Below are 23290 nucleotides of genomic sequence, written 5' to 3' on the forward strand. Positions count from 1 at the left end.
AGTTCGACGGCTGTCCAGTGTCCCACAGGACACTAGACCCAGCTGTGCAGGTCAGCGGCATCCTTGGTGAGCTGCTCGGGCGAATCGTCGGCGACGAACTCCAGCAGCGCGTTGATCTCCCGGTCCTCGGCCGCCAGGCGGTCGAGGACCGGCCGCCACAGCGTTTCCCGGGCGGCGAGCGGCAGGCGGTGGTTCGACGGCCACCAGGAGAACACGTGCACCGTACTCAGCCACGGCAGCAACGACTCGAGCTGTTGCAGGCAGGCTGCGTCGTCGAGGTCGACGGGCGGTTGCCAATACGTCGTCAGGTTCGGCGCGCCGACATCCAGCAGCAGCGTGATCGTCGAGTCGACCTCGTCGGTGAGCGTGTTGCGGTGGAACTCCATGGCGATCTCGATCCCGGCGCCGGCCGCCATGTCGGCGAGTTCGGCGAGTCCGCGGGTCACCGCCATCCGGTCGCCGACGCCGGCGTTCGCCGTACCGACGTTGCCGGCCCAGACCCGGATCCGGGGTGCGCCGAGCGCCTGGGCGGTCGCGACGGCAGAGCGCATCTCCTCGCGGTCGGCGCTGCCCGCGCGCAGGTACGACCCGTACGCCGCGACCTGCAGCCCGTGCACCTCGGTGAGGTTGCGCACGCGCTTCGCAGTGACGAGATTGCCGAGTGGGACGTGCACGTCGCCGCCCCATTCGATCGCGGTGAGCCCGGACTTCGCCGCCAGCTCCACCACCTGGTCGACGGGCGAACGGCGGAACGTCACCGAGACCAGACCGGTCCTCACAGCCACGCGGGCCTCCTCATCTGCACCCTTCTATCCAACCGCATCACACCAGCGCGTCTCACGTCATGAGCAAACCAGTTGAACGCGACTGTCGGGCAGCTACGCTGGCCGGGTGCCAGAACAGCGTCGAGGATTCACCTACGGTTTCGCGGCCTACCTGATCTGGGGGCTGTTCCCGCTGTACTGGAAGCTCCTCGACCACTCCGGCGCGGTCGAACTCCTGGCCCATCGCGTGCTCTGGTCGCTGGTGACGATCGTCGTTCTGGTCGCCGTACTGCGGAAGTCTGCCGCCGTGAAGGCCCTGCTCGCGGAACCACGGCGCCGGTGGCCGTTGATCGCGGCGGCGTTCCTGATCTCGGCGAACTGGGGCACCTACATCTGGGGCGTCAGCAACGGTCACGTCGTGGAGACGTCGCTCGGGTACTTCATCACGCCGCTGTTCACGGTGCTGCTCGGCGTCGTCGTCCTGAAGGAACGGCTCCGCCCGGTGCAGTGGGTCGCGGTCGGGATCGCATTCGCGGCCGTCGCCGGGCTGACGATCGAGAACGGGCGGCCGCCGTGGGTGGCGATCATCCTGACGTTCTCGTTCGGGTTCTACGGGCTGGCGAAGAAGAAGGCCGGCGCGGGCGCGATCGAAGGCATGGCGGTCGAGTCCGGAACCGTCGTCCCGTTCGCGGTCGCGGCGATCCTGGTGCTCGGCCTGCAGGGTGACTCGACGGTCACCCACCACGGCACGGCGTACCTGGTGCTGGTGATGCTGACCGGTCCGATCACCGCCGTACCGCTGCTGCTGTTCGGCGCCGCGGCGACGCGGATCTCGATGACCACCCTCGGGCTGCTGAACTACATCGCGCCGATCATGCAGTTCATCTTCGGCCTGGTCGTCTTCCACGAGGCCATGTCGCCGATGCGCTGGGCCGGGTTCAGCCTGGTGTGGGTCGCCCTGGCCCTGTTCACCTTCGACAGCATGCACACCCGCCGCCGCACCCTCGCCCTGGAACGCACCGCGGTGACCGCCTCCGCCGTCTGACCCACGGAGCGCTCCCCCGGTGCGCTTGACGGACACCATTCAGGACATTTAGTATCCAGAATATGCGCATGAACGAGGGCGTCGAGTGGGCGTTGCACAGCTGTGTGAATCTCAGCTGGGCGCCCGGCGAGGCGATCACCGCCAAGCGGCTCGCAGCCTTCTACAACCTGCCCACGGCGTACCTGAACAAGCAACTCCAGGCGCTCACCCGGGCCGGCATCCTCACCTCGATCCCGGGACCGAAGGGCGGCTTTCAGCTCGCTCGCGACCCGAACGCGATCAGCCTCCTCGACGTCGTCGTGGCGATCGAGGGGCCGGAGGAGGCGTTCCGCTGCCGGGAGATCCTCAAGGAAGGCCCGGGCGCCGACCCCAAGGCCGACTACACCGAGGTATGCGTGATCTCCCAGGCGATGCGCGGGGCCGAGCTCACGTACCGCCGCGAGCTGGCGAGCCGCTCGATCGCGGACATTGCCGACGAGGTCGTTCGGGGCAACCCGAACGCCCCCGCCAACACCCGCAACCGCTTCGCAAACCTGTAGGCCTGCCACACCCCGGACCTTCAGGTCTTTGACCACCGATAAATTCTGGACATCGAATATCCATGACCCCAAGGAGCGACCTATGACCGTTCTCATCCGCAGCACCGCGGCCGAGACCCTCCCAGCGAGCGGAGTCACGCTGTTGGCCGACGTATCCGACACCGCCGGCCACCTGACCAGCCACCGCTCGATCTTCCAGCCCGGCAAGGAGGGCGCTCCCCCGCATCTGCACCGTGAAGCCGCAGAGCTGTTCTACGTGCTGAACGGCAAGCTTCGCGTTCTCACCGGCGACAGCCTCGCCGAACTCGGGACGGGCGACTTCCTGCTGGTCCCGCCGAACACCCCACACGCCTTCGAGGCCGCGGGCGCCGAGCCCGCCGAGGTGCTCTTCGTCCTGACGCAAGCCAAACCGCGCTTCGGCTACTACCGCCTCCTGGAGTCGGCGTACACCGGCGAAACCGACTGGTCGGAGGTCGCCAAGACCAGCGACCGCTACGACAACCACTACGTCGAGAGCCCGGCCTGGCAGAACCGCTGACTCACCCGCGAGGCTGTTGGGCCAGCAGTTCGCTGGTCAGGTTGTCGGCAAGGGACCGGACGTAGGCGGGGTCGGGATTGTCGTCGAGGCCGGCACGTTCCCACGAGACCTCGAGGAAAAGGTTCTCGATGCGAACGTCCACCACGACACCGAGGGTGTCGGTCGAGTTCAGGTAACTGTCGTACGGATGGGCGAAGCCCTCGTCGCCGGTGGTCACCTCGATGATCCGGGCGCCGTCCTTTTCCGCCGACTCCCGCTCGTTGTTCAGTCGGCGGCCCGCCGCACGGGCGTCGTCGTACCGGCGGACGTACACCTCGAACTCGGCGACGACGTCACCGGTCCACTCCCAAGTGGACCGGGCATAGGTCGAGCTCGTGTACGCGTCTTGCTCAGGTGGGTCTGCCATCACTCGTGTCATCCGGGCCTGGGACAGGTACTTGGACGAGCAGATGTCCGGTACGGCGGTGAAGTCGTCGCGGCCTTGGACGTACTGCACGCCGAACTGGACGCCGAGGAGGACCGGGATCACCAGGGCCACCGCGGTGGTGGCGGGCACCGGCCGGCGGCCTGGCGGCGTACCGATGGACCGTACGGCGGGAATGGTCGAGAGGGCCGCGACGACGACCAGCGCGCCGACGGACAGCATCAACGTGACGATGAAGTTCGTCTGGTGGCCGTCGAGGCTGAACCACAGCAAGGCCGCCGCCAGCGCGGCGCCGACGACGAAGCCGCCGAAGCCGGATGCTCGGTGGATCGCGTTGACGGACCCGACCCGTTCCGCGGGGACGAGCTGACGGCGCGCGGTCAGGGACAGCCGGTGCCAGATCGCGAACGTAATCGCCCCGATGCCGAACAGGGTCACCGCCGGGATCGGCCGTTGCGGATCCACCACGAATCCGGCGGCGAGTACTGCCTCGCCCGTCACCAAGGCACTGACCACCAACGCCGCGGGCAAGCCGAACCATCGGCCGATCGGGCCCGCGAGCAGCACTCCGAGGCCCCCTCCGACGACAGCGGCTGCGGCGACCGCGCCCGCGATCCACACCGGCATGCCCTGGGTCAGGCTGAAAACCATCAAGCCCAGGCAAGCGCCCACAAAAGCATTGAGCACCGCCACCACCACCGCCAACGCCCGCACCGCCCCGGCACCCGGACCAACTCCAGACCCACGACCGATCCCAGCACCGACCCCACCGCCGACCCCGGCACCGACCCCGGCACCGGCACCGGCACCGGCACCGGCACCGGCACCGGCACCGGCAGTGAACGGCCGTGCACCCGGCTCGGTCGGCAGGACCTTGGTGCCGGAGCGGATCTTCTCGGTCGGGTGTTCGGGCCCGGTCGGGTTCTCGAAGGTCGGGTGCCCGTCCGCGACAGCCAGCAACTGTTGCCGAGCCGTCCCCGCATCCAGCCGCTGCGCCGGGTCCTGTGCCATCAGTCCGGCAATGACCGGTGCCAACGGACCGGCGTGGCGGGGTGGCTGTGGATCGCGGGTGAGGACGGCGGCGATCATCGCGGGCAGGTCGTCGAAGTCGTACGCATGCTGCCCTTCGACAGCGAAGTACAGCGTCGCCCCGAGCGCCCACAGGTCGGCCGGCGGCCCGAACTCACCACCCGACAGCCGCTCGGGTGCGACGTACCCGAGCGTGCCGGTCACGATGCCGGTACCGGTCAGCGTCCGGGTCGCACCGGCGACCGACGCGATGCCGAAGTCGGTCAGCATCCACCGGTCGTCGGCGCCGAGCATCACGTTCTGCGGCTTGACGTCGCGGTGCAGCACGCCCTTCGCGTGCGCCGTACCCAACGCCTCCACCAGCCGTACGCCGAGTTCGGCCGCGCGCCGCGGACTCAGTGGACCGTTCGCGCGGACGATGTGGTCGAGCGTCTGCCCGGGCAGCAGCCGCATCACGATCCACGGCCGGCCGCCTTCGTCGACGACGTCGTGGATCGTGACGATCGCCGGATGGTCGAGCCCCGCTGCGGCGCGCGCCTCCCGCAACGCGCGCATCCGCAGCGTGTCCTGTTCCTCCGGGCTCAGCCCCTCCGGGATCCGTACCTCCTTCACCGCGACCTCGCGGTGCAGGACGTTGTCGAACGCCTTCCAGACCGTCCCCATCCCACCGCTGCCGATCGGTCGGTCACTCAGGACGTACCTGCCGTTGCCCAGCGTGCGTTGGCTCACCCGCAGGACCTTAACGGCGCGCGGTACCACCGCCGGTCGCGAGACGTGAACTGCGCCACGTCGCGTCACAGATCGGCGGGCTGCGGTGTCGTATGGATGACCGAGGGAGGTCGATCATGCGCCTCTGGAGCAACCTGCGCACGAGAGTGTTCCCGAATCACTGGTCGCTGCTGTTCGGCCAGATCGCGTTCTACAGCTTCGTCGTGATCTCGCTCAGCGGTGTGGTGCTGATGCTCGACTACGAGCCGTCCACCCAGCCGGTCGTGTACGACGGACCGTACGGGCCGTTGCGCGGTACGGAGATGTCGCGGGCACTCGACTCGACGCTCGCCATCACGTTCGAAACCCGCGCCGGGCTACTGGTCCGCCAAGTGCACCACTGGGCCACGCTGATCATGGTCGCGGCGATCACCCTGCACCTGCTGCAGCTGTTCTTCACCGCGGGCTTCCGCCGGCCGCGGCGCCGGAACTGGCTGGTCGTCTTCGGGCTGCTGGTGGTGACGCTCGGCGCGTGCCTCACCGGTACCTCGCTGCCGGACGACATGGCGTCGGGCACGAGTCTCGCCGTACTCGATGGCGTCCTTCAAGCGACCCCGGTCGTCGGTTCGGCGTTGTCGTACGTGCTGTTCGGCGGTGAATTCCCCGGCGACGTGATCACCCGCTTCTACCCGTTGCACGTCGTCGTACTGCCCGCGCTGATCGTCGTACTGTTCATCGCCGTCGCGCTCAACAAACCCGCTGCACGCTCGCAGCAAGGCAGCCGCGGACGGGTGGGCGTCCTGAAGAGTGCCGCACTGTTCTGCTTCGTCGTCGGCGTCTCGCTGCTGATGGCCGTGACGGCCACGATCAACCCGGTCTGGCTGTACGGACCGGCGGATCCCGCGGACACCTCGGCCGGCGTCGGCCCGGCCTGGTACCTCGCGTTCCTGGACGGCTCGCTGCGGCTGGCACCCGGGTGGGAGGTCGTCTGGTGGGGCAAGACGATCAGCCTGGCCGTACTGCTGCCGGTCGCCGCGTGCACGCTGTTCCTCCTGCTGGTCGCGGTCTATCCGTTCCTCGAAGAGCGAATCACCGGCGACCGGAAGGACCATCACGACCTCGAGCGCCCGCGCGACCACCCGACGCGGACGGGACTCGGCGTCGCCGGCATCACGTTCTACGGCGTCCTGTGGGCGGCTGCGGGCGCGGACACGTTGGCGGTCCAGTTCCACCTGTCGTTCAACGTGTTGCTGCGGCTGTTCCAGGTCCTGCTGATCGTCGGCCCACCGGTGGCGCTGTTCATCACCCGGCGGATCTGCCTGGGTCTGCAACAGCAGGAGGTCGACATCACTGAGCACGGCATCGAAACCGGCCGCGTGGTCCGCCAACTGAACGGCGGCTACACCGAGGACCACCGCCCGTCGGCACGGCAGCTCACGGCAACGCTGAAGCACTGAGCAATCGGGACAGGCCGGGTACGTCGAGCGCACCGTGGATCCGCCCCGTCGTCGTGGACAACGGGCGGCCGCTCGCCGCGGTGCGCTGCGCGATGATCTCGGCCGCGATCGAGATCGCCGTCTCCTCAGGCGTCCGCGCGCCGAGGTCCAGCCCGGTCGGTGACGTGAGCCGCGCGAGCTCCTCCTCGCTCACCCCGGCCGCCCGCAACCGTGCCAGCCGGTCCTCGTGCGTCCGCCGCGAACCCATCGCCCCGATGTACCCGGCCGACGTCCGCAACGCCACCTGCAGCAGCGGTACGTCGAATTTCGGGTCGTGCGTCAGCACGCACAACGCCGTCCGGCGATCCACCTGATCGGTGACGCCCGCGAGGTAGCGGTGCGGCCAATCGACCACGACCTCGTCCGCGTCGGGAAACCGTGCGCGCGTCGCGAACACCGCACGCGCATCGCACACCGTCACGTGATACCCGAGGAACTTGCCGACGCGCGCCAGGGCCGCGGCGAAGTCGATCGCCCCGAACACGACCATCCGCGGCGGCCGCGTGAACACCCGCACGAAGACAGCGATCTCGGTACGCCGGCACTCGCCGTGGACGCCGTACTCCCGCACGGCACTCGAACCGCTGTCGAGCATTCCCAGCGCATCGTCGGCAACCGCCGCGTCCAGCCCCGGATCGCCCAAACTCCCAGACACCCGACCCGGCTCGATCACCAGCCGTCCAGGCGCGACCTCCGGCCCGACCACAGTCGCCACCGCGAGCGGTCGCCCCAACTCCACAGCCGCGGCGACCGCAGCGAATGTGCACGACGAAGGATCGATCGGCTCCACCAGCACCTCGATCACCCCGCCGCACGTCAACCCGACCGCGAACACGTCGTCATCGGACACGCCGTACCGCCGGACCACAGGTACGCCGGTGCGGATCACGTCCTGCGCCACGGCGTACACATCGGCCTCGACGCATCCGCCCGACACACTGCCGACCGCCACGCCGTCGGCCGAGACCGCCATCACCGCACCAGGCGGCCGCGGCGCCGACCGAAAGGTACTGATCACCGTCGCCAGCGCGAACCGTCCGGACCACTGCCGCAGCTGCGGCAGGACGTCACGCACCCATGTCCTTCGCGCCGGCCTTCACGGCGTCGCGGATCCGGGTGTACGTCCCGCACCGGCAGATGTTGCGCAGCTCGTCGAGATCCGCGTCGGTGATCTCGCGACCCTCTTCGCGCACCTGCCGGACCTTCGCGACGGCCGCCATGATCTGCCCGGGCTGGCAGTACCCGCACTGCGCGACGTCGTACTCCAGCCAGGCCTCCTGCATCGGGTGCAGGTCCTTGCCGACGGTGGCCGGCAGCCCCTCGATGGTGGTCACCTCGTCGTCCGGCCGGATGTCCTTGACCTGGACCGAGCACGGGTTGAAGGCCTTGCCGTTCAGGTGCGAGGTGCACGCCTTGCACACCTCGATCGCGCAGCCGTACTTCGGGCCGGTGACGCCGAGCAGGTCGCGCAGGACCCACAGCAGCCGAACGGAGTCCTCGGCGTCGACGCTGATCAGCCGGCCGTTCAGGGTGAAGGTGTGCGTAGGCATCGGACTCCTCAGAACGTGTGGTCGAGGCCGTCGGTCGGCGACTGCGGAGTGGACGGCTGCAGCGGCAGCGGCTCGAACCCGAGCGTGCCGTGATTGATCGGGAAGTACGTCGGCATCGTGCCGGTCGCGCGGGCGTACGCACAGGCGACCGCGGCGAACGCCGGAGCCACCGAGAGCTCACCGGCACCGCTCGGGCTCTCGCTGGTGTTCGGCATGATGACGACCTGGACGTCCAGCGGCGAGTTCCACTGCCGGGTGTAGAAGTAGTTGTCCCAGCTGCCTTCGAGCGGGATACCGTCCTTGATGTGCAGGCTCGACGTCAGCGCGAGCGCGATCGCGTCCTGCAGGCCGCCGATCATCTGCGCCTCGAGACCACGCGGGTTGATGCAGAAGCCGGGATCGACGACGATCACGGCCTTGGTCACCCGCGGCCCGGTGACTGCCTCACCCTCGACCTTTCGGTTCACGGTCTCCGGGCGGCAGTCGATCTCGACCAGCGTCGCGACCGCGGCCCGGTACTCCGAGTGCACGCCGACGCCCTGCGCCGTGCCCTTCGGCATCTTCTTGCCCCAGTCGCCGACCTCGGCGGCCTTGTTCAGCGCCGCGAGCAGCCGCTTGTCCTTGAGGAAATTGCGGCGGAAGCGGACCGGGTCCTGCCCCATTTTCGCGGCGAGCTGATCGACGACCAACTCCTCGGCGCAGACCACGTTCGGCGAGTAGATGTTGCGCATGCTGCCGGTGTTGAACTTCAGCGGGATCTCGTTCAGCAGCTGGGTCGTGACGCCGAAGTCGTACGGCGAGGTCTGGGTGAGCGTGAAGATCGTCTCGGCGAACGACAGGTTGCCGGCCACCGGCAGGTCCGCCGCGAATGCGGTGATCATCTCGCCGAGGCCGTGCCCGAAGTCGGTCTGCACGCTGGTATGGCGCTGCTCGTAGCTGAGGACGTTGCCCGCCAGGTAGTTCACCCGGACCCGCGAGGTACACATCGGGTGCGTCCGGCCCTGGCGGAAGTTGTCGGTCCGCGACCAGGACAGCTTGACCGGTTTGCCCATCTGCTGCGAGATCTCGGCGGCCTCGGCGGCCACGTCGTGGAACAGGTGCCGCCCGAACGAGCCGCCGCCCTGCACCACGTGCACCGTCACCGCGTCGACCGGGAGACCGAGCTGTTTCGCGATGTCCTGCTGCGCCACGATCGGAACCTTCAGACAGGACCAGATCTCGGCGCTGTCCGGCCGCACGTCCGCGATCGCGCAGTCCGGCTCGAGCGGGCTGTTGCTCGCAAAGGCGAACACGAACTCGGCGTCGATCGTCTCCGCGAGCAGCGGCGGAACGGCCATCGGCAGCTGCGCCGCCCGGAGTTTCGCCAGCACCGTCTCGTCGGACTCGTCGTCCACCGGGCCCGGACCCCAGGTCGCGTCGACCTTCTGGATCGCGTCGATGCACTGCCCGAACGTCTCGGCGCGGATCGCCACACCATGGGTGATGCCAACGACATCGGTCACCCCCGGCAGCGCCCGCAACTGAGCCAGATTGTTGATCGACCGCAGCGTCCCGTTGATCGTCGGCGGCCGGGCCACCATCGTCGGCTTCGCGCCCGGCACCTCGAGGTCCATCGCGAACTGCTTGCGGCCGGTGACGATGTCACGCCCGTCCACGCGGCTGCGCGGCTTCCCGAGAACCTTGAACTCCGACGGTTCCTTCAGCTCTGCCGCGAACGTCACCGTCTTCAGCGCCGCCGCCGCGGTGGCCAGCGCGCCGTACGACGCCGTACGTCCGTCGGGTCCGCGGACGACGCCCTTGCGGGTGGTCAGCCGCTCCGCGTCGACGCCCCACCGGGCAGCCGCCGTGTCGACCAGGCGTTGGCGTGCGATCGCGGCGGCCGTGCGGACCGGGAGGTACATGCTGCGCATCGAGTTCGAGCCGCCGGTGAGCTGGTTCATCAACAGCTCCGGGCGGGCGTCGGCGAGCGTGATTTCGACCTTGCCGATCGGGAGATCCAGCTCTTCGGCAACCATCATCGCGAACGCGGTGGTGATGCCCTGCCCGACCTCGCAGCGCGGCACCGCGAAGTACGCCGTACCGTCACTGTTCAGCTCGACCGTGATCAGGCCGGACGTCGGTGCGGCGGCCAGGTTCTGCAGGTCGCCGAGGTCGAAGATGTTCTCCGGCTGCAGCAACGACGGTACGGCGGCGTCGGCGTCCCGCGGCCCGGCCTGATCCACCGCCCAGACCCCGACCGCGAGTGTGGGCGCGGCGATCAGATACCCGAGCACCTTCCGCCTGCTGACCCGCCCGTCCGCTGCCTGCGCCGGTTCGACCATCTGGACCTCCGCACTCGCCGGAAAGCCTGGCGCCCCACAGCCAGAAGGCCCACTTCGGTGACCTCACCAACCACAACGCACCAAACCGCCCCCCGGTCACGCGAAGGGCGGCAACGGTCTGCCGATGGTCAGACGGAACGGGTGACGACCAGGTCGCAGAGGGCGTCGAGGGCTTCGCGGCCGGGGCCCTCGGGGAGGGTTGCGAGGAGTTTGCGGGCGTCGGTCGCGCGGCGACGGACGTCGTCCTCGGCCTGACGGAAGGACGAGTGCGAGCGCAGCAGCTCGAGGGCTTCGGCGAGCCGGGCGTCGTCGGACAGATCGGAGTCCAAGAGCTCCAGCAGCCGGGCGTCCGTGGCGTCCGCGGGGTCCGCCTGGGCGCGGAAGATCAGCACCGGGAGAGTCGGAACCCCCTCGCGGAGGTCGGTCCCCGGGGTCTTGCCGGACTGGCCGGACTCCGAGGCGATGTCGAGCAGGTCGTCGGCGAGCTGGAACGCGACACCGATCTCCTCGCCGAACGCCCGCAGCGCCTCCTGGACGTCCTCGGGCGCACCGGCGTACCGGGCACCGAAGAGCGCCGAGGTCGCGATCAGCGAACCGGTCTTGTCGGAGACCACCGACAGATAGTGCTTGAGCGGGTCCTGGCCCTCGCCGACACCGAGGGTCTCGCGGATCTGCCCTTCGACCAGCCGGCCGAAGGTCCGGGCCTGGATCCGGACCGCTTCCGGACCGAGGTCCGCGACCAGGTCCGACGCGCGGGCGAACAGCCAGTCGCCGGACAGGATCGCGACCGAGTTGTCCCACCGCGCGTTCGCCGTGGACGACCCGCGCCGCAGCGCGGCCTCGTCCATCACATCGTCGTGGTGCAGCGTCGCGACGTGCGTGAGCTCGACGACCACGGCCGCCTTCACCACGTCGTCAGCCGCAGGCTCCGGACCGAACTCGGCGCCCAGCAGCACCAGCAACGGACGGAACCGCTTGCCACCGGCGAACGTGACGTGCTGCGCCGCCTCGGTGACGAACGGCGCCTCCGACTGGGTCGCGTCGAGCAGCACCTGCTCGACGCGCTCCAGACCGGAACGAACCCGGGACTCGAGCGCCGCATCGGCGAAATCGAATCCCAGGCTCTCGGCCGGCAGCGGGGTCGGACTCAACGGATGAACTCACCAGCTCGGGCCGCCAGGTCGAGCACCGGTCCGGGAACCAGACCGAGCACCACCGTGGCGGCGAGACCCAGGGCCACCGCCGACGTGGTCTGCCAGCCCGGCAGCGCCACGTCCGGCGAATCGGCCGGCAGGTCGGAGAAGAACATCAGCACGATCACGCGGACGTAGAAGAACGCGGCGACCAGGCTGGACAGGACGGCGACCACGACCAGCGGCCAGGCGCCCCCGGTCCACGCCGCGCTGAAGACCGCCCACTTGCCGGTGAAGCCCGCGGTCAGCGGGATCCCGGCGAAGGACAGCAGGAAGAACGCGAAGATGCCGGCCAGCAGCGGCGACTTCTTGCCCAGGCCCGCCCAGCGGGACAGGTGCGTCGCCTCGCCGCCGGCGTCGCGGACCAGCGTCACGACCGCGAACGCGCCGATCGTCGGGAAGCCGTACGAGACCAGGTAGAACAGCACCGCCTGGGTCGAGGTGATCCCGGTGGTGACGCCGTTGCCGGTCTGCGCGAGGCCGACGAACGCGGTCAGCAGGAAGCCCGCGTGCGCGATCGAGGAGTACGCCAGCATCCGCTTCACGTCGGTCTGGGTGATCGCGACGATCGAACCGACCACCATGGTGAGGATCGCGACGATCCACATCATCGGTGCCCAGTCCCAGCGCGTCCCGCCGAGCGCGACGTAGAAGACCCGCATCAGACCGACGAACGCCGCGATCTTGGTGCAGGCCGCCATGAAGCCGGTGACCGGCGTCGGCGCGCCCTGGTACACGTCCGGCGTCCAGGAGTGGAACGGTACGGCGCCGACCTTGAACAGCATGCCGACCCCCAGCAGGCCGGTGCCGGCCAGCAGGATGGCGTCGCCGCCGGTCTGGGTGCCGAGCGCGTCCGCGATCCCGCCGAGCGACATCGTGCCGGCGTACCCGTACAGCAGCGCGATCCCGAACAGCAGGAACGCCGACGAGAAGGCGCCGAGCAGGAAGTACTTCATCGCGGCTTCCTGCGAGATCAGCCGGCGACGGCGCGCCAGGCCGCAGAGCAGGTACAGCGGCAGCGAGAACACCTCGAGCGCGACGAACAGGATCAGCAGGTCGTTCGACGCCGCGAACAACATCATGCCGCCGACCGCGAACAGCGTCAGCGGAAAGATCTCGGTGTGCTCGATCCGCGCCGCGGTGCCCTCCCGCTCGGCCTCCGAGCCCGGTACCGCGGCCGCCTGGCCGGCGAACGCGGACAGGCCGCCGTCGATCGAGCGCTCCGCGAACAGCAGCACGCTGATCAGCGTCAGCGCCAGCAGGATCAGCCAGGTGAACAGCGCCGGGCCGTCGACCGAGATCGCGCCCTGCGCCGCGATCAGTTCCTTCTTGTCGTACATCAGCAGGCCGGACAGCACACCGGCCACGACCACGGCGACCACCGTGACGGCCAGCTGCACCAGGTGCCGCAACGGCCGCGGCAGGAACGCCTCGACCAGGACGCCGACGGCCGCCGCACCGAACACGACGAGCAGCGGAGCCAGCTCGTTGTACTCGATCTTGGGCGCCGTGAAGTCCGCCAGCGGCAGCAACATCGCGCTCACTTCTGTCCCTCCGTCACGGGGATCTCCGGTGCCTTGTCGGTCACGCCGACCCGCTGCATGGTCTCGGCCACCGCGGGCTTGATGATGTCGACCACCGGCTTCGGGAACAGGCCCAGGCCGATGATCAGGACCACGAGCGGCGCGATCGCGAGCAACTCACGCACGTTCAGGTCCTTCAGCTTCTCGATCCCGTCCCGCACCGGGCCGGTCATCGTGCGCTGGTACATCAGCAGGATGTACAGCGCGGCCAGCACGATACCCAGGACGCCGATCACCGCGATCACCTTGTGCCGGCTGAAGGTCCCGGCCAGCACCATGAACTCGGAGATGAACGGCGACAGACCGGGCAGCGCGAGGCTGGACAGGCCGGCGAACAGGAACGTCCCGGCGAGCACCGGCGCCACCTTCTCCACACCGCCGTAGTCGGCGATCCGCGCGGACCCGCGCCGGGAGATCAGGTACCCGGCGACCAGGAACAGCGCGGCCGTGGACAGACCGTGGTTGAACATGTACAGCGTCGACCCGGTCAGGCCCTGCGACGTCAGCGCGAAGATGCCCATCACGATGAAGCCGAAGTGCGAGATCGAGGTGTACGCGATCAGCCGCTTGATGTCGGTCTGGCCGATCGCCAGCAAAGCGCCGTACAGCACCGAGATCAGCGCCAGCACCAGCACCACCGGGGTGGCCCACTCGGACGCGTTCGGGAACAGGCCCAGGCAGAACCGGATCATCCCGAAGGTGCCGATCTTGTCCAGGATGCCGACCAGCAGCACCGACGTCCCCGGCGTCGCCTCACCGGCCGCGTCCGGCAGCCAGGTGTGGAACGGCACCATCGGCGCCTTCACCGCGAACGCGAACATGAACCCGAGGAACAGCCAGCGCTCGGTGTTCTGGCTCATGTCCAGCTTCATCATGTCGGTCAGCAGGTACGACGGTTCGCCCTGCTTGGCCGAGACGACGTACAGGCCCACCACCGACGCCAGCATCAGCAGACCGCCGAGCAGCGAGTAGAGCAGGAACTTGACGGCGGCGTACGAACGCTGCGGGCCGCCGAAGCCGCCGATCAGGAAGTACATCGGGATCAGCGTGGCCTCGAACAGCACGTAGAACAAGAACACGTCGGTGGCCGCGAACACGCCGATCGACAGTGCCTCCAGGCCGAGGATCCAGGCGAAGAAGGACTTCTCCGACCAGCGGCCGTTCTGCGCGTCGTTCCAGGAGGCGATGATGACGATCGGCGTCAGCAGCGCGGTCAGCACCACCAGCACGATGCCGACACCGTCCAGGCCGAGTGCGTAGTGCGCACCGAAGGCCTTGATCCAGGTGTGCGTCTCGGCGTAGTCCTCGGCGCCGTTGCGCTGGTAGCCGATCGCAACGATCGCGGTCAGTACCAGCGTCACGAGCGAGAACCCGAGCGCGACCTGCTTGGCCGTCAGCGCCTTCGACTTCGGCACCAGCATCGTCGCGATGGCCCCGACGAACGGCAGGAGCAGTAACAGGGTCAGCCAACCGATGTTCACGACAACCTCACCGCGAGGAGGGCGACGACCACGAATGCGGCGCCGAAGACCATGCTGAGTGCGTACGAACGGACGAAGCCCGTCTGGTACCGGCGGAGCCGGCCGGACAGACCGCCGAAGAGTGCGGCCAGCCCGTTCACCAGGCCGTCGACGCCCCGGTTGTCGAGCCAGACCAGCGTCCGGGTCAGGTACTGCCCGGGCCGCATGAAGACCGCCTCGTTCAGCGCGTCGCCGAGCAGGTCACGACGCGCGAACTTGGTGAGCAGCGAGCCGGCCGGAGCCTCCCGCGGCACCTCCTGGCGGTACATCACCACGGCGAGCGCGAGACCGGCGGCGACCACGGCCAGCGTGATGATCGTCATCACGGTGGCGCTCAGCGGACCGTGGTGCTCCTCGGTCCCGACCACCGGCTCGAGCCAGTCGACGATCCAGTGCCCGGCGAAGTACAGCGCACCGCCGGCCAGCGAGAGCGCGGCCAGGATGATCAGCGGCCAGGTCATCACCTTCGGCGACTCGTGCGGGTGCACGTCCTCGGCCCAGCGCTTCTTGCCGAAGAACGTCATGATCATCACCCGCGTCATGTAGAACGCGGTGATGCCGGCGCCGAGCAGCGCGCACAGACCGATCACGATGTTGTCCGCGAACGCGGCCTCGATGATCTTGTCCTTGCTGAAGAAGCCGGCGAACGGCGGGATGCCGAGGATCGCCAGGTAGCCGAAGCCGAACGTCACGAAGGTGATCTTCATCGCCGACCGCAGGGCGCCGTAGTGGCGCATGTTCACGTCGTCGTTCATGCCGTGCATGACCGATCCGGCGCCGAGGAACATGTTGGCCTTGAAGAAACCGTGCGTGAGCAGATGGAAGATCGCGAACACGTACCCGGCCGGGCCGAGGCCCGCGGCGAGCATCATGTAGCCGATCTGGCTCATCGTCGAACCGGCCAGCGCCTTCTTGATGTCGTCCTTGGCGCAACCGATGATCGCACCGGCCAGCGCGGTGACCGTACCGACGATCACCACCGCCGTGGACGCCGCGTCGCTGACCTCGTAGATCGCGTGCGAGCGGACCACCAGGTAGACGCCCGCGGTGACCATGGTCGCCGCGTGGATCAGCGCCGACACCGGGGTCGGGCCCTCCATCGCGTCCAGCAGCCAGGACTGCAGCGGCACCTGCGCGGACTTGCCGCAGGCGGCCAGCAGCAGCATCAGGCCGAGCAGCGTGGCCCAGGTGCTGGTCAGCTGCTCGGCGCCGGCGTTCACCGAAGCGAAGGCCGAGGAGCCGAACAGCGCCCACATGCTCATCACCGCGAGCGACAGGCCGATGTCCCCGACCCGGTTGACCACGAACGCCTTCTTCGCGGCGACCGCGGCCGACGGCTTGTGCTGCCAGAAGCCGATCAGCAGGTACGACGCCAGACCGACGCCCTCCCAGCCGACGAAGACCAGCAGGTAGTCGGCGGCCAGTACCAGCAGCAGCATCGCCGCGACGAACAGGTTCAGGTAGCCGAAGAACCGCCGCCGGCGCTCGTCGTGCTCCATGTAACCGATCGAGTAGATGTGGATCAGCGAACCCACACCGGTGATCAGCAGCACGAACAGGATCGACAGCGGATCGATCAGCAGCGAGAAGTTGACCGTGACGTCGCCGACCGAGAACCACTCGAACAGCTTGACCGTTTCGGACCGACCTTCGCCGGACTGGCCCTGCATCTGGAAGAACAGGACGACGCCGAAGGCGAACGAGATCAACGGCGCCAGCGTGCCCAGCAGGTGACCCCACGCGTTGGTGGCCTTGCCACCGAGCAGCAGGATCGCCGCGGACACCGCCGGTACCGCGACCAGCAGCCATGTCAGCTCATGACTCATGGGGTGCTTACCTCAGTACTTGAGCAGGTTGGCGTCGTCGACCGAGGCCGAGCGACGGGTGCGGAAGATGGCCATGATGATCGCCAGCCCGATCACGACCTCGGCCGCGGCCACCACCATCACGAAGAAGGCGGCGATCTGGCCGTCGAGGTTGCCGTGCTGACGCGCGAAGCTGACGAACGCGAGGTTGCACGCGTTCAGCATCAGCTCGACACACATGAAGACGACGATGGCGTTACGGCGTACCAGCACGCCGAGCGCACCGATACTGAACAGGATCGCCGCGAGCACGATGTACGGCTCGGTCGTCACTTCTGTTCCTCCTGTCCGAAGCCAGTTGTGTCGGTGCTCTCCGCCTCCGGCGGGTACAGCTCGCCCTGGTCGAGCTCGCGCACCTCTTCGATGTCCGCGCGCTCGGCTTCTTCGGAGAACACCGTGCCACGTGCCTGGAGCACACGCGAAACCGAGGTCGGTGCGATCGAGCCGTCCGGCAGCAGCGCCGGGGTGTCGACGGCGTTGTGCCGCGCGAGCACACCGGGCGTCGGCAGCGGGCCCGGGTGGATGCCCTGCTCGGCGTACTTGCGGATCCGCTCCTCGGCGTGGTCGCGCTGGGTGCGCTTCTTCGACAGCCGCTCGCGGTGCGCCAGCATCATCGCGCCCATCGCCGCGGTGATCAGCAGCGCCGAGGTCACCTCGAAGGCGAACACGTACTTGCCGAACAGCAGCTGGGCGATGCCGTGCGGGTTGCCGTCCGGCTGCGCCGCGGCCAGGCCGGTCGGGTTGCCGTAGATCGCGTTGCCGACCGCGAACAGCAGCAGGATGCCGAAGCCGAGGAAGGCCACACCGGCCAGCAGCCGCTGACCGCGGATGGTCTCGACCAGCGAGTCCGAGGCGTCGACGCCGACCAGCATCAGCACGAACAGGAACAGCATCAGGATCGCGCCGGTGTAGACGATGATCTGGACGGCGAACAGGAACGGCGCGTCCTGCGCGGCGTACTGCACCGCGAGGCAGACCATCACGGTCGCCAGCAGCAGCGCCGAGTGCACCGCCTTGCGGACCAGCACCATGCCGATCGCGGCCAGGATCATGACCGGGGCCAGCAGCCAGAACGCGACCTGCGAGCCGGTGACGAGACCGATCACTTGGTCTCACTCCCCTCGGCGTTCGCCGCGGCGCCGGTCAGTCCGAGGTAGTAGTCCTTCTCGGTCTTGCCGAGCTGCATCTCGTGCGGCGGCTCCTGCATGCCCGGGAGCAGCGGCGCCAGCAGGTCCTTCTTCTCGTAGATGAGGGACGCACGGCTGCTGTCGGCGAGCTCGTACTCGTTGGTCATCGTGAGCGCCCGGGTCGGGCACGCCTCGATGCACAGACCGCAGAGGATGCAGCGCAGGTAGTTGATCTGGTACACCCGGCCGTACCGCTCGCCCGGCGAGAACCGTCCGCCCGCGGTGTTGTCCGCACCCTCGACGTAGATCGCGTCGGCGGGGCAGGCCCAGGCGCACAGCTCGCAGCCGACGCACTTCTCCAGGCCGTCCGGCCAGCGGTTCAGCTGGTGCCGGCCGTGGAACCGGGGCGCGGTCGGCTTCTTCTCGAACGGGTACTGCTCGGTGAACACCTTGCGGAACATCGTCCGGAAGGTGACCCCGAACCCGGCGACCGGATCCCAGAGGGACTCCTTGACGCTAGCCATTGCGGCCCTCCTTGGTGTGGCTCACAGTCTCGCCTCGGCTCGGAGTGTTGACGGCCATCGGCGGCGGCACCGGGAAGCCCCCGGCGAAGGCATCGAAGTTCTCGGCCCGCTCTTCTTCGGTCGGCTGCTCCGGCGCCGGCTTCTGCGGGATGAACATGCTGACCACCGCGAACACCAGCACGATCGCGGCCGCGACCAGCAGCGTGGTCCGGCTGAAGTCGGTCTCCCGGCCGACCGCGCGCACGGTGGCGACCAGCAGGATCCAGACCAGCGCGACCGGGATCAGGATCTTCCAGCCGAGCTTCATGAACTGGTCGTAGCGCAGCCGCGGCAGCGTTCCGCGCAGCCAGATGTAGAAGAAGATGAAGCCCATCAGCTTGGCCATGAACCACAGCACCGGCCAGTAGCCGGAGTTCGCGCCGTCCCAGATCGAGATCGGCCACGGCGCCCGCCAGCCGCCCAGGAACAGCGTGGTGGCCAGCGCGGACACGGTCGCCATGTTGATGTACTCGGCCAGGAAGAACATCGCGTACTTGATCGAGGAGTACTCGGTCAGGAAGCCCGCGACCAGCTCACCCTCGGCCTCCGGGAGGTCGAACGGCGCCCGGTTCGTCTCGCCGACCATCGAGATCACGTAGATCACGAACGACGGGAACAGCAAGAACGCGTACCAGCCGGGTAGTGGGATGTCGGTGCCGAACAACGTCACGGTCTGGTGCGACTGCGCCGCGACGATCTCCGAGGTGGACATCGAACCGGCGAACAGGAACACCGTGACCAGCGCCAGGCCCATGCCGACCTCGTAGGAGATCATCTGCGCGCTCGAGCGCAGACCGCCGAGCAGCGAGTACGTCGAGTTCGACGACCAGCCGCCGAGCACGATGCCGTAGATGCCGATCGAGGCGACCGCCATCACGTACAGCACCGAGACCGGGAGGTCGGTGAGCTGCAGCCGGGTGTAGGTGTCGGTGAACGGGATCTTCACCGTCGGGCCGAACGGGATCACCGCGAAGGTGAGGAAGGCCGGTACGGCAACGATCGCCGGCGCCAGGACGAAGACGAGCCTGTCCACGCCCTTCGGCATCAGGTCTTCCTTGAGCATCAGCTTCACACCGTCGGCCAGCGACTGCAGCAGACCGAAGGGTCCGTGCACGTTCGGACCGACCCGGTGCTGCATCCGCGCCACCACCCGGCGTTCCCACCAGATGTTGAACAGCGTCAGCACCACCAGGAACACGAAGATGAACAGCACCTTGATGAGGATCACCCACCAGGGGTCGTTCCCGACCCCCGCATCAGGTACGGCGAGCGACATCATGAGTTTCCTCCGGCGATCGTCACGATCGAGCCATGGTCGGCGTGCAGTGCACGGCGCACGTGGGAGTCGGCCGAGTTGGTCGGCAGCCAGACCACGTTGTCGGTCATCCGGGTGATCACCACCGGCAGCCGGATCGTCCCGGCGTCGGTGCTCACCACCAGCTCGTCACCGTCATTGACGCCCACGCGGTGCGCGGTGGTCAGCGAGATCCGGGCGACCGGCTTGCGCGCCGTCGCGGTCAGGTGCGGCTCACCGTCGCAGGCGCGGCTGTCGTCGATCAGCATCCGCCAGGTCGCGAGCCGGGTGGAGTCGAACGCGCCGAGGGCCGGACCGGCCGGGTACGTCGGCTCCTGCGCCCGCTCGCCGTCCCAGCGACCGAGCTCGTCGTACTCGCGCTTCGCGCCCTCGGGGGTGGCGAAGCCGATCGAACGGCCCATCTGCTGCGCCAGCGCGGCCAACGCGCGAACGTCCGGCATAGCGGCCGGCACCTTGAGCACGACCGGGAACGGCCGCTCGCGACCCTCCCAGTTCACGAAGGTGCCGGACTTCTCCACCGGCGGTACGACAGGGAGCACCACGTCGGCGTACTCGGTCACCTGCGACTTGCGGACCTCGAGGCTGACCACGAACGGCACCGCCTCGAGCGCGGCCAGCGCCGCGGCCGGGTCGGGCAGGTCGTCGATCTCGACCCCCGCGACCACCAGCGCCTGCAGCGAACCGGCGTTCGCGACGATCTCGCCGAGGTCCTTGCCCGGCTCGGCCGGCAGGTGGTCGACACCCCACGCGGCCTGCAGGTCGACCCGCGCCTGCGGGTCGGAGACCAGGCGGCCACCGGGCAGCAGGCCCGGCAGGCAGCCGGCCTCGAGCGCGGCCCGGTCGCCCGCACGGCGCGGGATCCAGGCCAGCTGCGCACCGGTGTCGAGCGCCAGCCGCAGCGCGGCCGAGTACCCGCCCGGCGCGCTCGCCAGCCGCTCGCCGACGATGATGACCGAGTCCGGACCGAGCGACGCCCGCGCGGCCGCGCCGGCCTCACCCGCGTTGCCGAGGTCGCTGAGCACCGCGGCCTCGGTGCCGGGCGAGGTGTGCACGACGACGCCGTCCAGCTTTTCCACGCCGCGCGACGCGTACGCCGCGATCGTGAAGACCTTGGTGCCGTGCGTCCGGACACCCTTGCGGACCCGGAGGAACACCGTCGGTGCTTCCTCCTCGGGCTCGAACCCGGCGAACAGCACCGAGCCGGCCTTCTCCAGGTCCGCGAACGTCGTCCCGAGACCGGTACCGGCCACCGCGGCGGCCAGGAAGTCCGCCTCCTCCACGGAGTGCGGGCGGGCCCGGAAGTCGATGTCGTTGGTGCCGAGCGCGACCCGGGCGAACTTCGAGTACGCGTAGGCGTCCTCGACGGTCAGCCGGCCGCCGGTCAGCACGGCCGCGTTGCCGCGGGCCGCGTTCAGCTTCTCCGCCGCGAAGGACAGCGCCTCCGGCCAGGACGCCGGCCGCAGCTCGCCGTCCTCACGGATCAGTGGGTGGGTCAGCCGGTCACCGGTCGACGCGTACTGGAACGCGAACCGGTCCTTGTCGGAGATCCACTCCTCGTTCACCTGCGGGTCGTCGCCGGCCAGCCGGCGCATCACCTTGCCGCGCCGGTAGTCGACCCGGATCGCCGCACCGGACGAGTCGTGCTCGGCCACCGACGGCACCGACACCAGGTCGAACGGCCGCGCCCGGAACCGGTACGCCGCACTGGTCAGCGCGCCGACCGGGCAGATCTGGATCGTGTTGCCGGAGAAGTAGCTCTCGAAGGGCTCCTTCTCGTAGATGCCGACCTGCTGCAGCGCACCGCGCTCGATCAGCGCGATGAACGGGTCACCGGCGATCTGCTCGGAGAACCGCGTGCAGCGCGCGCAGAGGATGCAGCGCTCACGGTCCAGCAGCACCTCGGCCGAGATGTTGATCGGCTTCGGGTAGGTCCGCTTCACCCCGTGCGACGCGTGGAACCGGGACTCGCCGGCCCCGTTGCTCATTGCCTGGTTCTGCAGCGGGCACTCGCCGCCCTTGTCGCAGACCGGGCAGTCGAGCGGGTGGTTGATCAGCAGGAACTCCATGTTCCCGTGCTGCGCCTTGTCGGCCACCGGCGAGGTCACCTGGGTGCGGATCACCATGCCGTCGGCCACCGTCAGCGTGCAGGACGCCTGCGGCTTCGGCATCCCGCGGCCGTTGCCCGCGTCCACCACCTCGACCAGACACTGCCGGCAGGCGCCGACCGGGTCGAGCAGCGGGTGGTCGCAGAATCGCGGGATCTGGATGCCGATCTGCTCGGCGGCCCGGATCGCCAGGCTGTTCTTCGGAACCTTGACCTCGATGTCGTCGATGGTGACGGTGACCAGGTCGGTCCGCTCCACCTCCGACCCGGCGGGCGGGTTCGCTTGGATCGTCATGCGTTCGCTCCAGCAGTCGCGAAGACGGTGCTTGCCATCGGGTCGAACGGGCAGCCGCCCTGCTCGAAGTGCGCCAGGTACTCGTCCTTGAAGTGCGCGATCGAGCTGGTGATCGGCGCGGTCGCACCGTCACCGAGGGCGCAGAACGAGCGGCCGAGGATGTTCTCGGACAGGTCGAGCAGGACGTCCAGGTCCTCCTCGGAGCCCTGCCCCTTCTCCAGCCGCTCCAGGATCTGCACCAGCCACCAGGTGCCCTCGCGGCACGGCGTGCACTTGCCGCAGGACTCGTGCTTGTAGAACTCGGTCCAGCGCAGTACGGCGCGCACGACGCAGACCGTGTCGTCGAAGATCTGCAGCGCCTTGGTCCCGAGCATCGAGCCCACCGAGCCGACGCCCTCGTAGTCCAGCGGTACGTCGAGGTGCTCGGACGTCAGCAACGGCGTCGAGGAACCACCCGGCGTCCAGAACTTCAGCTGGTGGCCCTCCCGGACCCCGCCGGCCAGGTCCAGCAGCTCGCGCAGCGTGATGCCGAGCGGCGCCTCGTACTGGCCCGGGCGGGTGACGTGCCCGGACAGCGAGTACAGCGTCGTGCCCTTGGACTTCTCGGTGCCCATCGAGGAGAACCAGTCCGCGCCGTTCTTGACGATGACGGGAACCGAAGCGATCGACTCGACGTTGTTGATGACAGTGGGGCACCCGTACAGACCGGCCACCGCCGGGAAGGGAGGACGCAGCCGAGGTTGACCGCGACGTCCTTCCAGCGAGTCCAGCAGCGCCGTCTCCTCACCGCAGATGTAGGCGCCGGCGCCGGCGTGCACGATCACGTCGAGGTCGTAGCCGCTGCCGAGGATGTTCTGGCCGATGTAGCCGGCGTCCTTGGCCTCCTGGACCGCCTGCTGCAGCCGGCGGATCACGTGCAGCACCTCACCGCGGACGTAGATGAACGCCGCGGACGCGCGGATCGCGTAGGACGCGATGATGACGCCCTCGACCAGCGTGTGCGGCGAGGCCATCATCAGCGGGATGTCCTTGCAGGTGCCCGGCTCGGACTCGTCGGCGTTCACCACCAAGTACTTCGGCTTCGGGTTGTCCTGCGGGATGAACGACCACTTCATCCCGGTCGGGAAGCCCGCGCCGCCGCGGCCGCGCAGACCGGAGTCCTTGACCGTGGCAACCACGTCGTCCGGCTGCATGGTGAGCGCCTTGCGCAGCGCGTCGTACCCGCCGGAGCGCTGGTACGAGCCCAGCTGCCAGGACCTGATCTGGTCCCAGTTGTCCGACAGGACGGGGGTCAGCACCGAGTTCGCCATG

Annotated in this window: 19 protein-coding genes; 4 read left to right on the forward strand and 15 right to left on the reverse strand. The window is 68.8% G+C overall.

What is annotated here, in order from left to right:
• Positions 1-32 precede the first annotated feature (32 nt).
• The gene (locus AB0B82_RS23135; protein WP_360172050.1) at positions 33-785 is read right to left on the reverse strand and encodes a TIM barrel protein; all 753 of its coding nucleotides are present in this window, start codon (positions 783-785) and stop codon (positions 33-35) included.
• 106 nt (positions 786-891) lie between these two features.
• Between AB0B82_RS23135 and rarD the strand changes: the two genes are divergently transcribed.
• The 3 genes from rarD to AB0B82_RS23150 all read left to right on the forward strand — a co-directional run bounded on the left by rarD (position 892) and on the right by AB0B82_RS23150 (position 2886).
• A complete protein-coding gene (gene rarD / locus AB0B82_RS23140; protein WP_360172053.1) occupies positions 892-1809 on the forward strand; it encodes an EamA family transporter RarD in 918 nt (305 codons plus the stop codon).
• 62 nt (positions 1810-1871) lie between these two features.
• The gene (locus AB0B82_RS23145) at positions 1872-2348 is read left to right on the forward strand and encodes an Rrf2 family transcriptional regulator (RefSeq protein ID WP_360172056.1); all 477 of its coding nucleotides are present in this window, start codon (positions 1872-1874) and stop codon (positions 2346-2348) included.
• Positions 2349-2430: 82 nt separating this feature from the next.
• Entirely contained in the window at positions 2431-2886 is a 456-nt protein-coding gene (locus AB0B82_RS23150) for a cupin domain-containing protein (RefSeq protein WP_360172059.1), read from the forward strand.
• Position 2887: 1 nt separating this feature from the next.
• Here the strand turns inward: AB0B82_RS23150 and AB0B82_RS23155 are convergent, their stop codons facing one another.
• Positions 2888-5068, reverse strand: a complete 2181-nt coding sequence (locus AB0B82_RS23155) for a serine/threonine-protein kinase (protein WP_360172062.1) — start codon at positions 5066-5068, stop codon at positions 2888-2890.
• Between the two features lie 116 nt (positions 5069-5184).
• Here AB0B82_RS23155 and AB0B82_RS23160 point away from each other — a divergent pair, with 116 nt between their 5' ends.
• Positions 5185-6504 carry a cytochrome b N-terminal domain-containing protein gene (locus tag AB0B82_RS23160; RefSeq protein ID WP_360172065.1) on the forward strand — a complete coding sequence of 440 codons (1320 nt, stop codon included), beginning with the start codon at positions 5185-5187 and terminating at the stop codon, positions 6502-6504.
• Here the strand turns inward: AB0B82_RS23160 and AB0B82_RS23165 are convergent.
• From AB0B82_RS23165 to nuoF, 13 genes are all read right to left on the reverse strand, one after another.
• Positions 6482-7618, reverse strand: a complete 1137-nt coding sequence (locus AB0B82_RS23165; protein ID WP_360172068.1) for an XdhC/CoxI family protein — start codon at positions 7616-7618, stop codon at positions 6482-6484. The two genes, AB0B82_RS23160 and AB0B82_RS23165, sit on opposite strands and share 23 nt — an antisense overlap.
• Positions 7611-8093: a (2Fe-2S)-binding protein gene (locus tag AB0B82_RS23170; RefSeq protein ID WP_360172071.1), complete on the reverse strand. Its 483-nt coding sequence runs from the start codon at positions 8091-8093 to the stop codon at positions 7611-7613. The genes AB0B82_RS23165 and AB0B82_RS23170 overlap by 8 nt, the downstream gene beginning before the upstream one ends.
• 8 nt (positions 8094-8101) lie before the next feature.
• Complete coding sequence (locus AB0B82_RS23175; protein ID WP_360172074.1) at positions 8102-10414, reverse strand: molybdopterin cofactor-binding domain-containing protein; 2313 nt, start codon at positions 10412-10414, stop codon at positions 8102-8104.
• Positions 10415-10542: 128 nt separating this feature from the next.
• Positions 10543-11565: a polyprenyl synthetase family protein gene (locus AB0B82_RS23180; RefSeq protein WP_360172076.1), complete on the reverse strand. Its 1023-nt coding sequence runs from the start codon at positions 11563-11565 to the stop codon at positions 10543-10545.
• Positions 11562-13142, reverse strand: coding sequence for an NADH-quinone oxidoreductase subunit NuoN (gene nuoN, locus AB0B82_RS23185; RefSeq protein ID WP_360172122.1), 1581 nt, complete (start codon positions 13140-13142; stop codon positions 11562-11564). Before nuoN ends, AB0B82_RS23180 begins: the two co-directional genes overlap by 4 nt.
• Before the next feature lie 5 nt (positions 13143-13147).
• On the reverse strand, positions 13148-14671 hold the full coding sequence (locus AB0B82_RS23190; protein ID WP_360172078.1) for an NADH-quinone oxidoreductase subunit M: 1524 nt from the start codon (positions 14669-14671) through the stop codon (positions 13148-13150).
• Positions 14668-16536 carry an NADH-quinone oxidoreductase subunit L gene (nuoL, locus tag AB0B82_RS23195; RefSeq protein WP_360172080.1) on the reverse strand — a complete coding sequence of 623 codons (1869 nt, stop codon included), beginning with the start codon at positions 16534-16536 and terminating at the stop codon, positions 14668-14670. The genes AB0B82_RS23190 and nuoL overlap by 4 nt, the downstream gene beginning before the upstream one ends.
• 12 nt (positions 16537-16548) lie before the next feature.
• Positions 16549-16848 carry an NADH-quinone oxidoreductase subunit NuoK gene (gene nuoK, locus AB0B82_RS23200; RefSeq protein ID WP_360172083.1) on the reverse strand — a complete coding sequence of 100 codons (300 nt, stop codon included), beginning with the start codon at positions 16846-16848 and terminating at the stop codon, positions 16549-16551.
• A complete protein-coding gene (locus AB0B82_RS23205; RefSeq protein WP_360172086.1) occupies positions 16845-17681 on the reverse strand; it encodes an NADH-quinone oxidoreductase subunit J in 837 nt (278 codons plus the stop codon). The genes nuoK and AB0B82_RS23205 overlap by 4 nt, the downstream gene beginning before the upstream one ends.
• The gene (gene nuoI / locus AB0B82_RS23210) at positions 17678-18226 is read right to left on the reverse strand and encodes an NADH-quinone oxidoreductase subunit NuoI (protein ID WP_360172088.1); all 549 of its coding nucleotides are present in this window, start codon (positions 18224-18226) and stop codon (positions 17678-17680) included. Before nuoI ends, AB0B82_RS23205 begins: the two co-directional genes overlap by 4 nt.
• Entirely contained in the window at positions 18219-19544 is a 1326-nt protein-coding gene (nuoH, locus tag AB0B82_RS23215) for an NADH-quinone oxidoreductase subunit NuoH (RefSeq protein ID WP_360172090.1), read from the reverse strand. Before nuoH ends, nuoI begins: the two co-directional genes overlap by 8 nt.
• Positions 19541-21979 (reverse strand): NADH-quinone oxidoreductase subunit G, encoded by a 2439-nt coding sequence (locus tag AB0B82_RS23220; protein WP_360172092.1) that lies wholly within the window; start codon positions 21977-21979, stop codon positions 19541-19543. The genes nuoH and AB0B82_RS23220 overlap by 4 nt, the downstream gene beginning before the upstream one ends.
• Positions 21976-23289 carry an NADH-quinone oxidoreductase subunit NuoF gene (nuoF, locus tag AB0B82_RS23225; protein ID WP_360172094.1) on the reverse strand — a complete coding sequence of 438 codons (1314 nt, stop codon included), beginning with the start codon at positions 23287-23289 and terminating at the stop codon, positions 21976-21978. The genes AB0B82_RS23220 and nuoF overlap by 4 nt, the downstream gene beginning before the upstream one ends.
• Between the last annotated feature and the right edge of the window lies 1 nt (position 23290).

Source organism: Kribbella sp. NPDC048915 (assembly GCF_040649595.1).
GTDB lineage: Bacteria > Actinomycetota > Actinomycetes > Propionibacteriales > Kribbellaceae > Kribbella.

Bases quoted from the DNA above. Each gene is read 5' to 3' on its own strand.
- AB0B82_RS23170 (WP_360172071.1), bottom strand. From the start codon at position 8,093: ATGCCTACGCACACCTTCACCCTGAACGGCCGGCTGATCAGCGTCGAC.
- nuoL (WP_360172080.1), bottom strand. From the start codon at position 16,536: ATGAGTCATGAGCTGACATGGCTGCTGGTCGCGGTACCGGCGGTGTCC.
- AB0B82_RS23160 (WP_360172065.1), top strand. From the start codon at position 5,185: ATGCGCCTCTGGAGCAACCTGCGCACGAGAGTGTTCCCGAATCACTGG.
- nuoF (WP_360172094.1), bottom strand. From the start codon at position 23,289: ATGGCGAACTCGGTGCTGACCCCCGTCCTGTCGGACAACTGGGACCAG.
- AB0B82_RS23150 (WP_360172059.1), top strand. From the start codon at position 2,431: ATGACCGTTCTCATCCGCAGCACCGCGGCCGAGACCCTCCCAGCGAGC.
- AB0B82_RS23220 (WP_360172092.1), bottom strand. From the start codon at position 21,979: ATGACGATCCAAGCGAACCCGCCCGCCGGGTCGGAGGTGGAGCGGACC.
- nuoH (WP_360172090.1), bottom strand. From the start codon at position 19,544: ATGATGTCGCTCGCCGTACCTGATGCGGGGGTCGGGAACGACCCCTGG.
- AB0B82_RS23175 (WP_360172074.1), bottom strand. From the start codon at position 10,414: ATGGTCGAACCGGCGCAGGCAGCGGACGGGCGGGTCAGCAGGCGGAAG.
- nuoN (WP_360172122.1), bottom strand. From the start codon at position 13,142: ATGTTGCTGCCGCTGGCGGACTTCACGGCGCCCAAGATCGAGTACAAC.
- nuoI (WP_360172088.1), bottom strand. From the start codon at position 18,226: ATGGCTAGCGTCAAGGAGTCCCTCTGGGATCCGGTCGCCGGGTTCGGG.
- AB0B82_RS23145 (WP_360172056.1), top strand. From the start codon at position 1,872: ATGCGCATGAACGAGGGCGTCGAGTGGGCGTTGCACAGCTGTGTGAAT.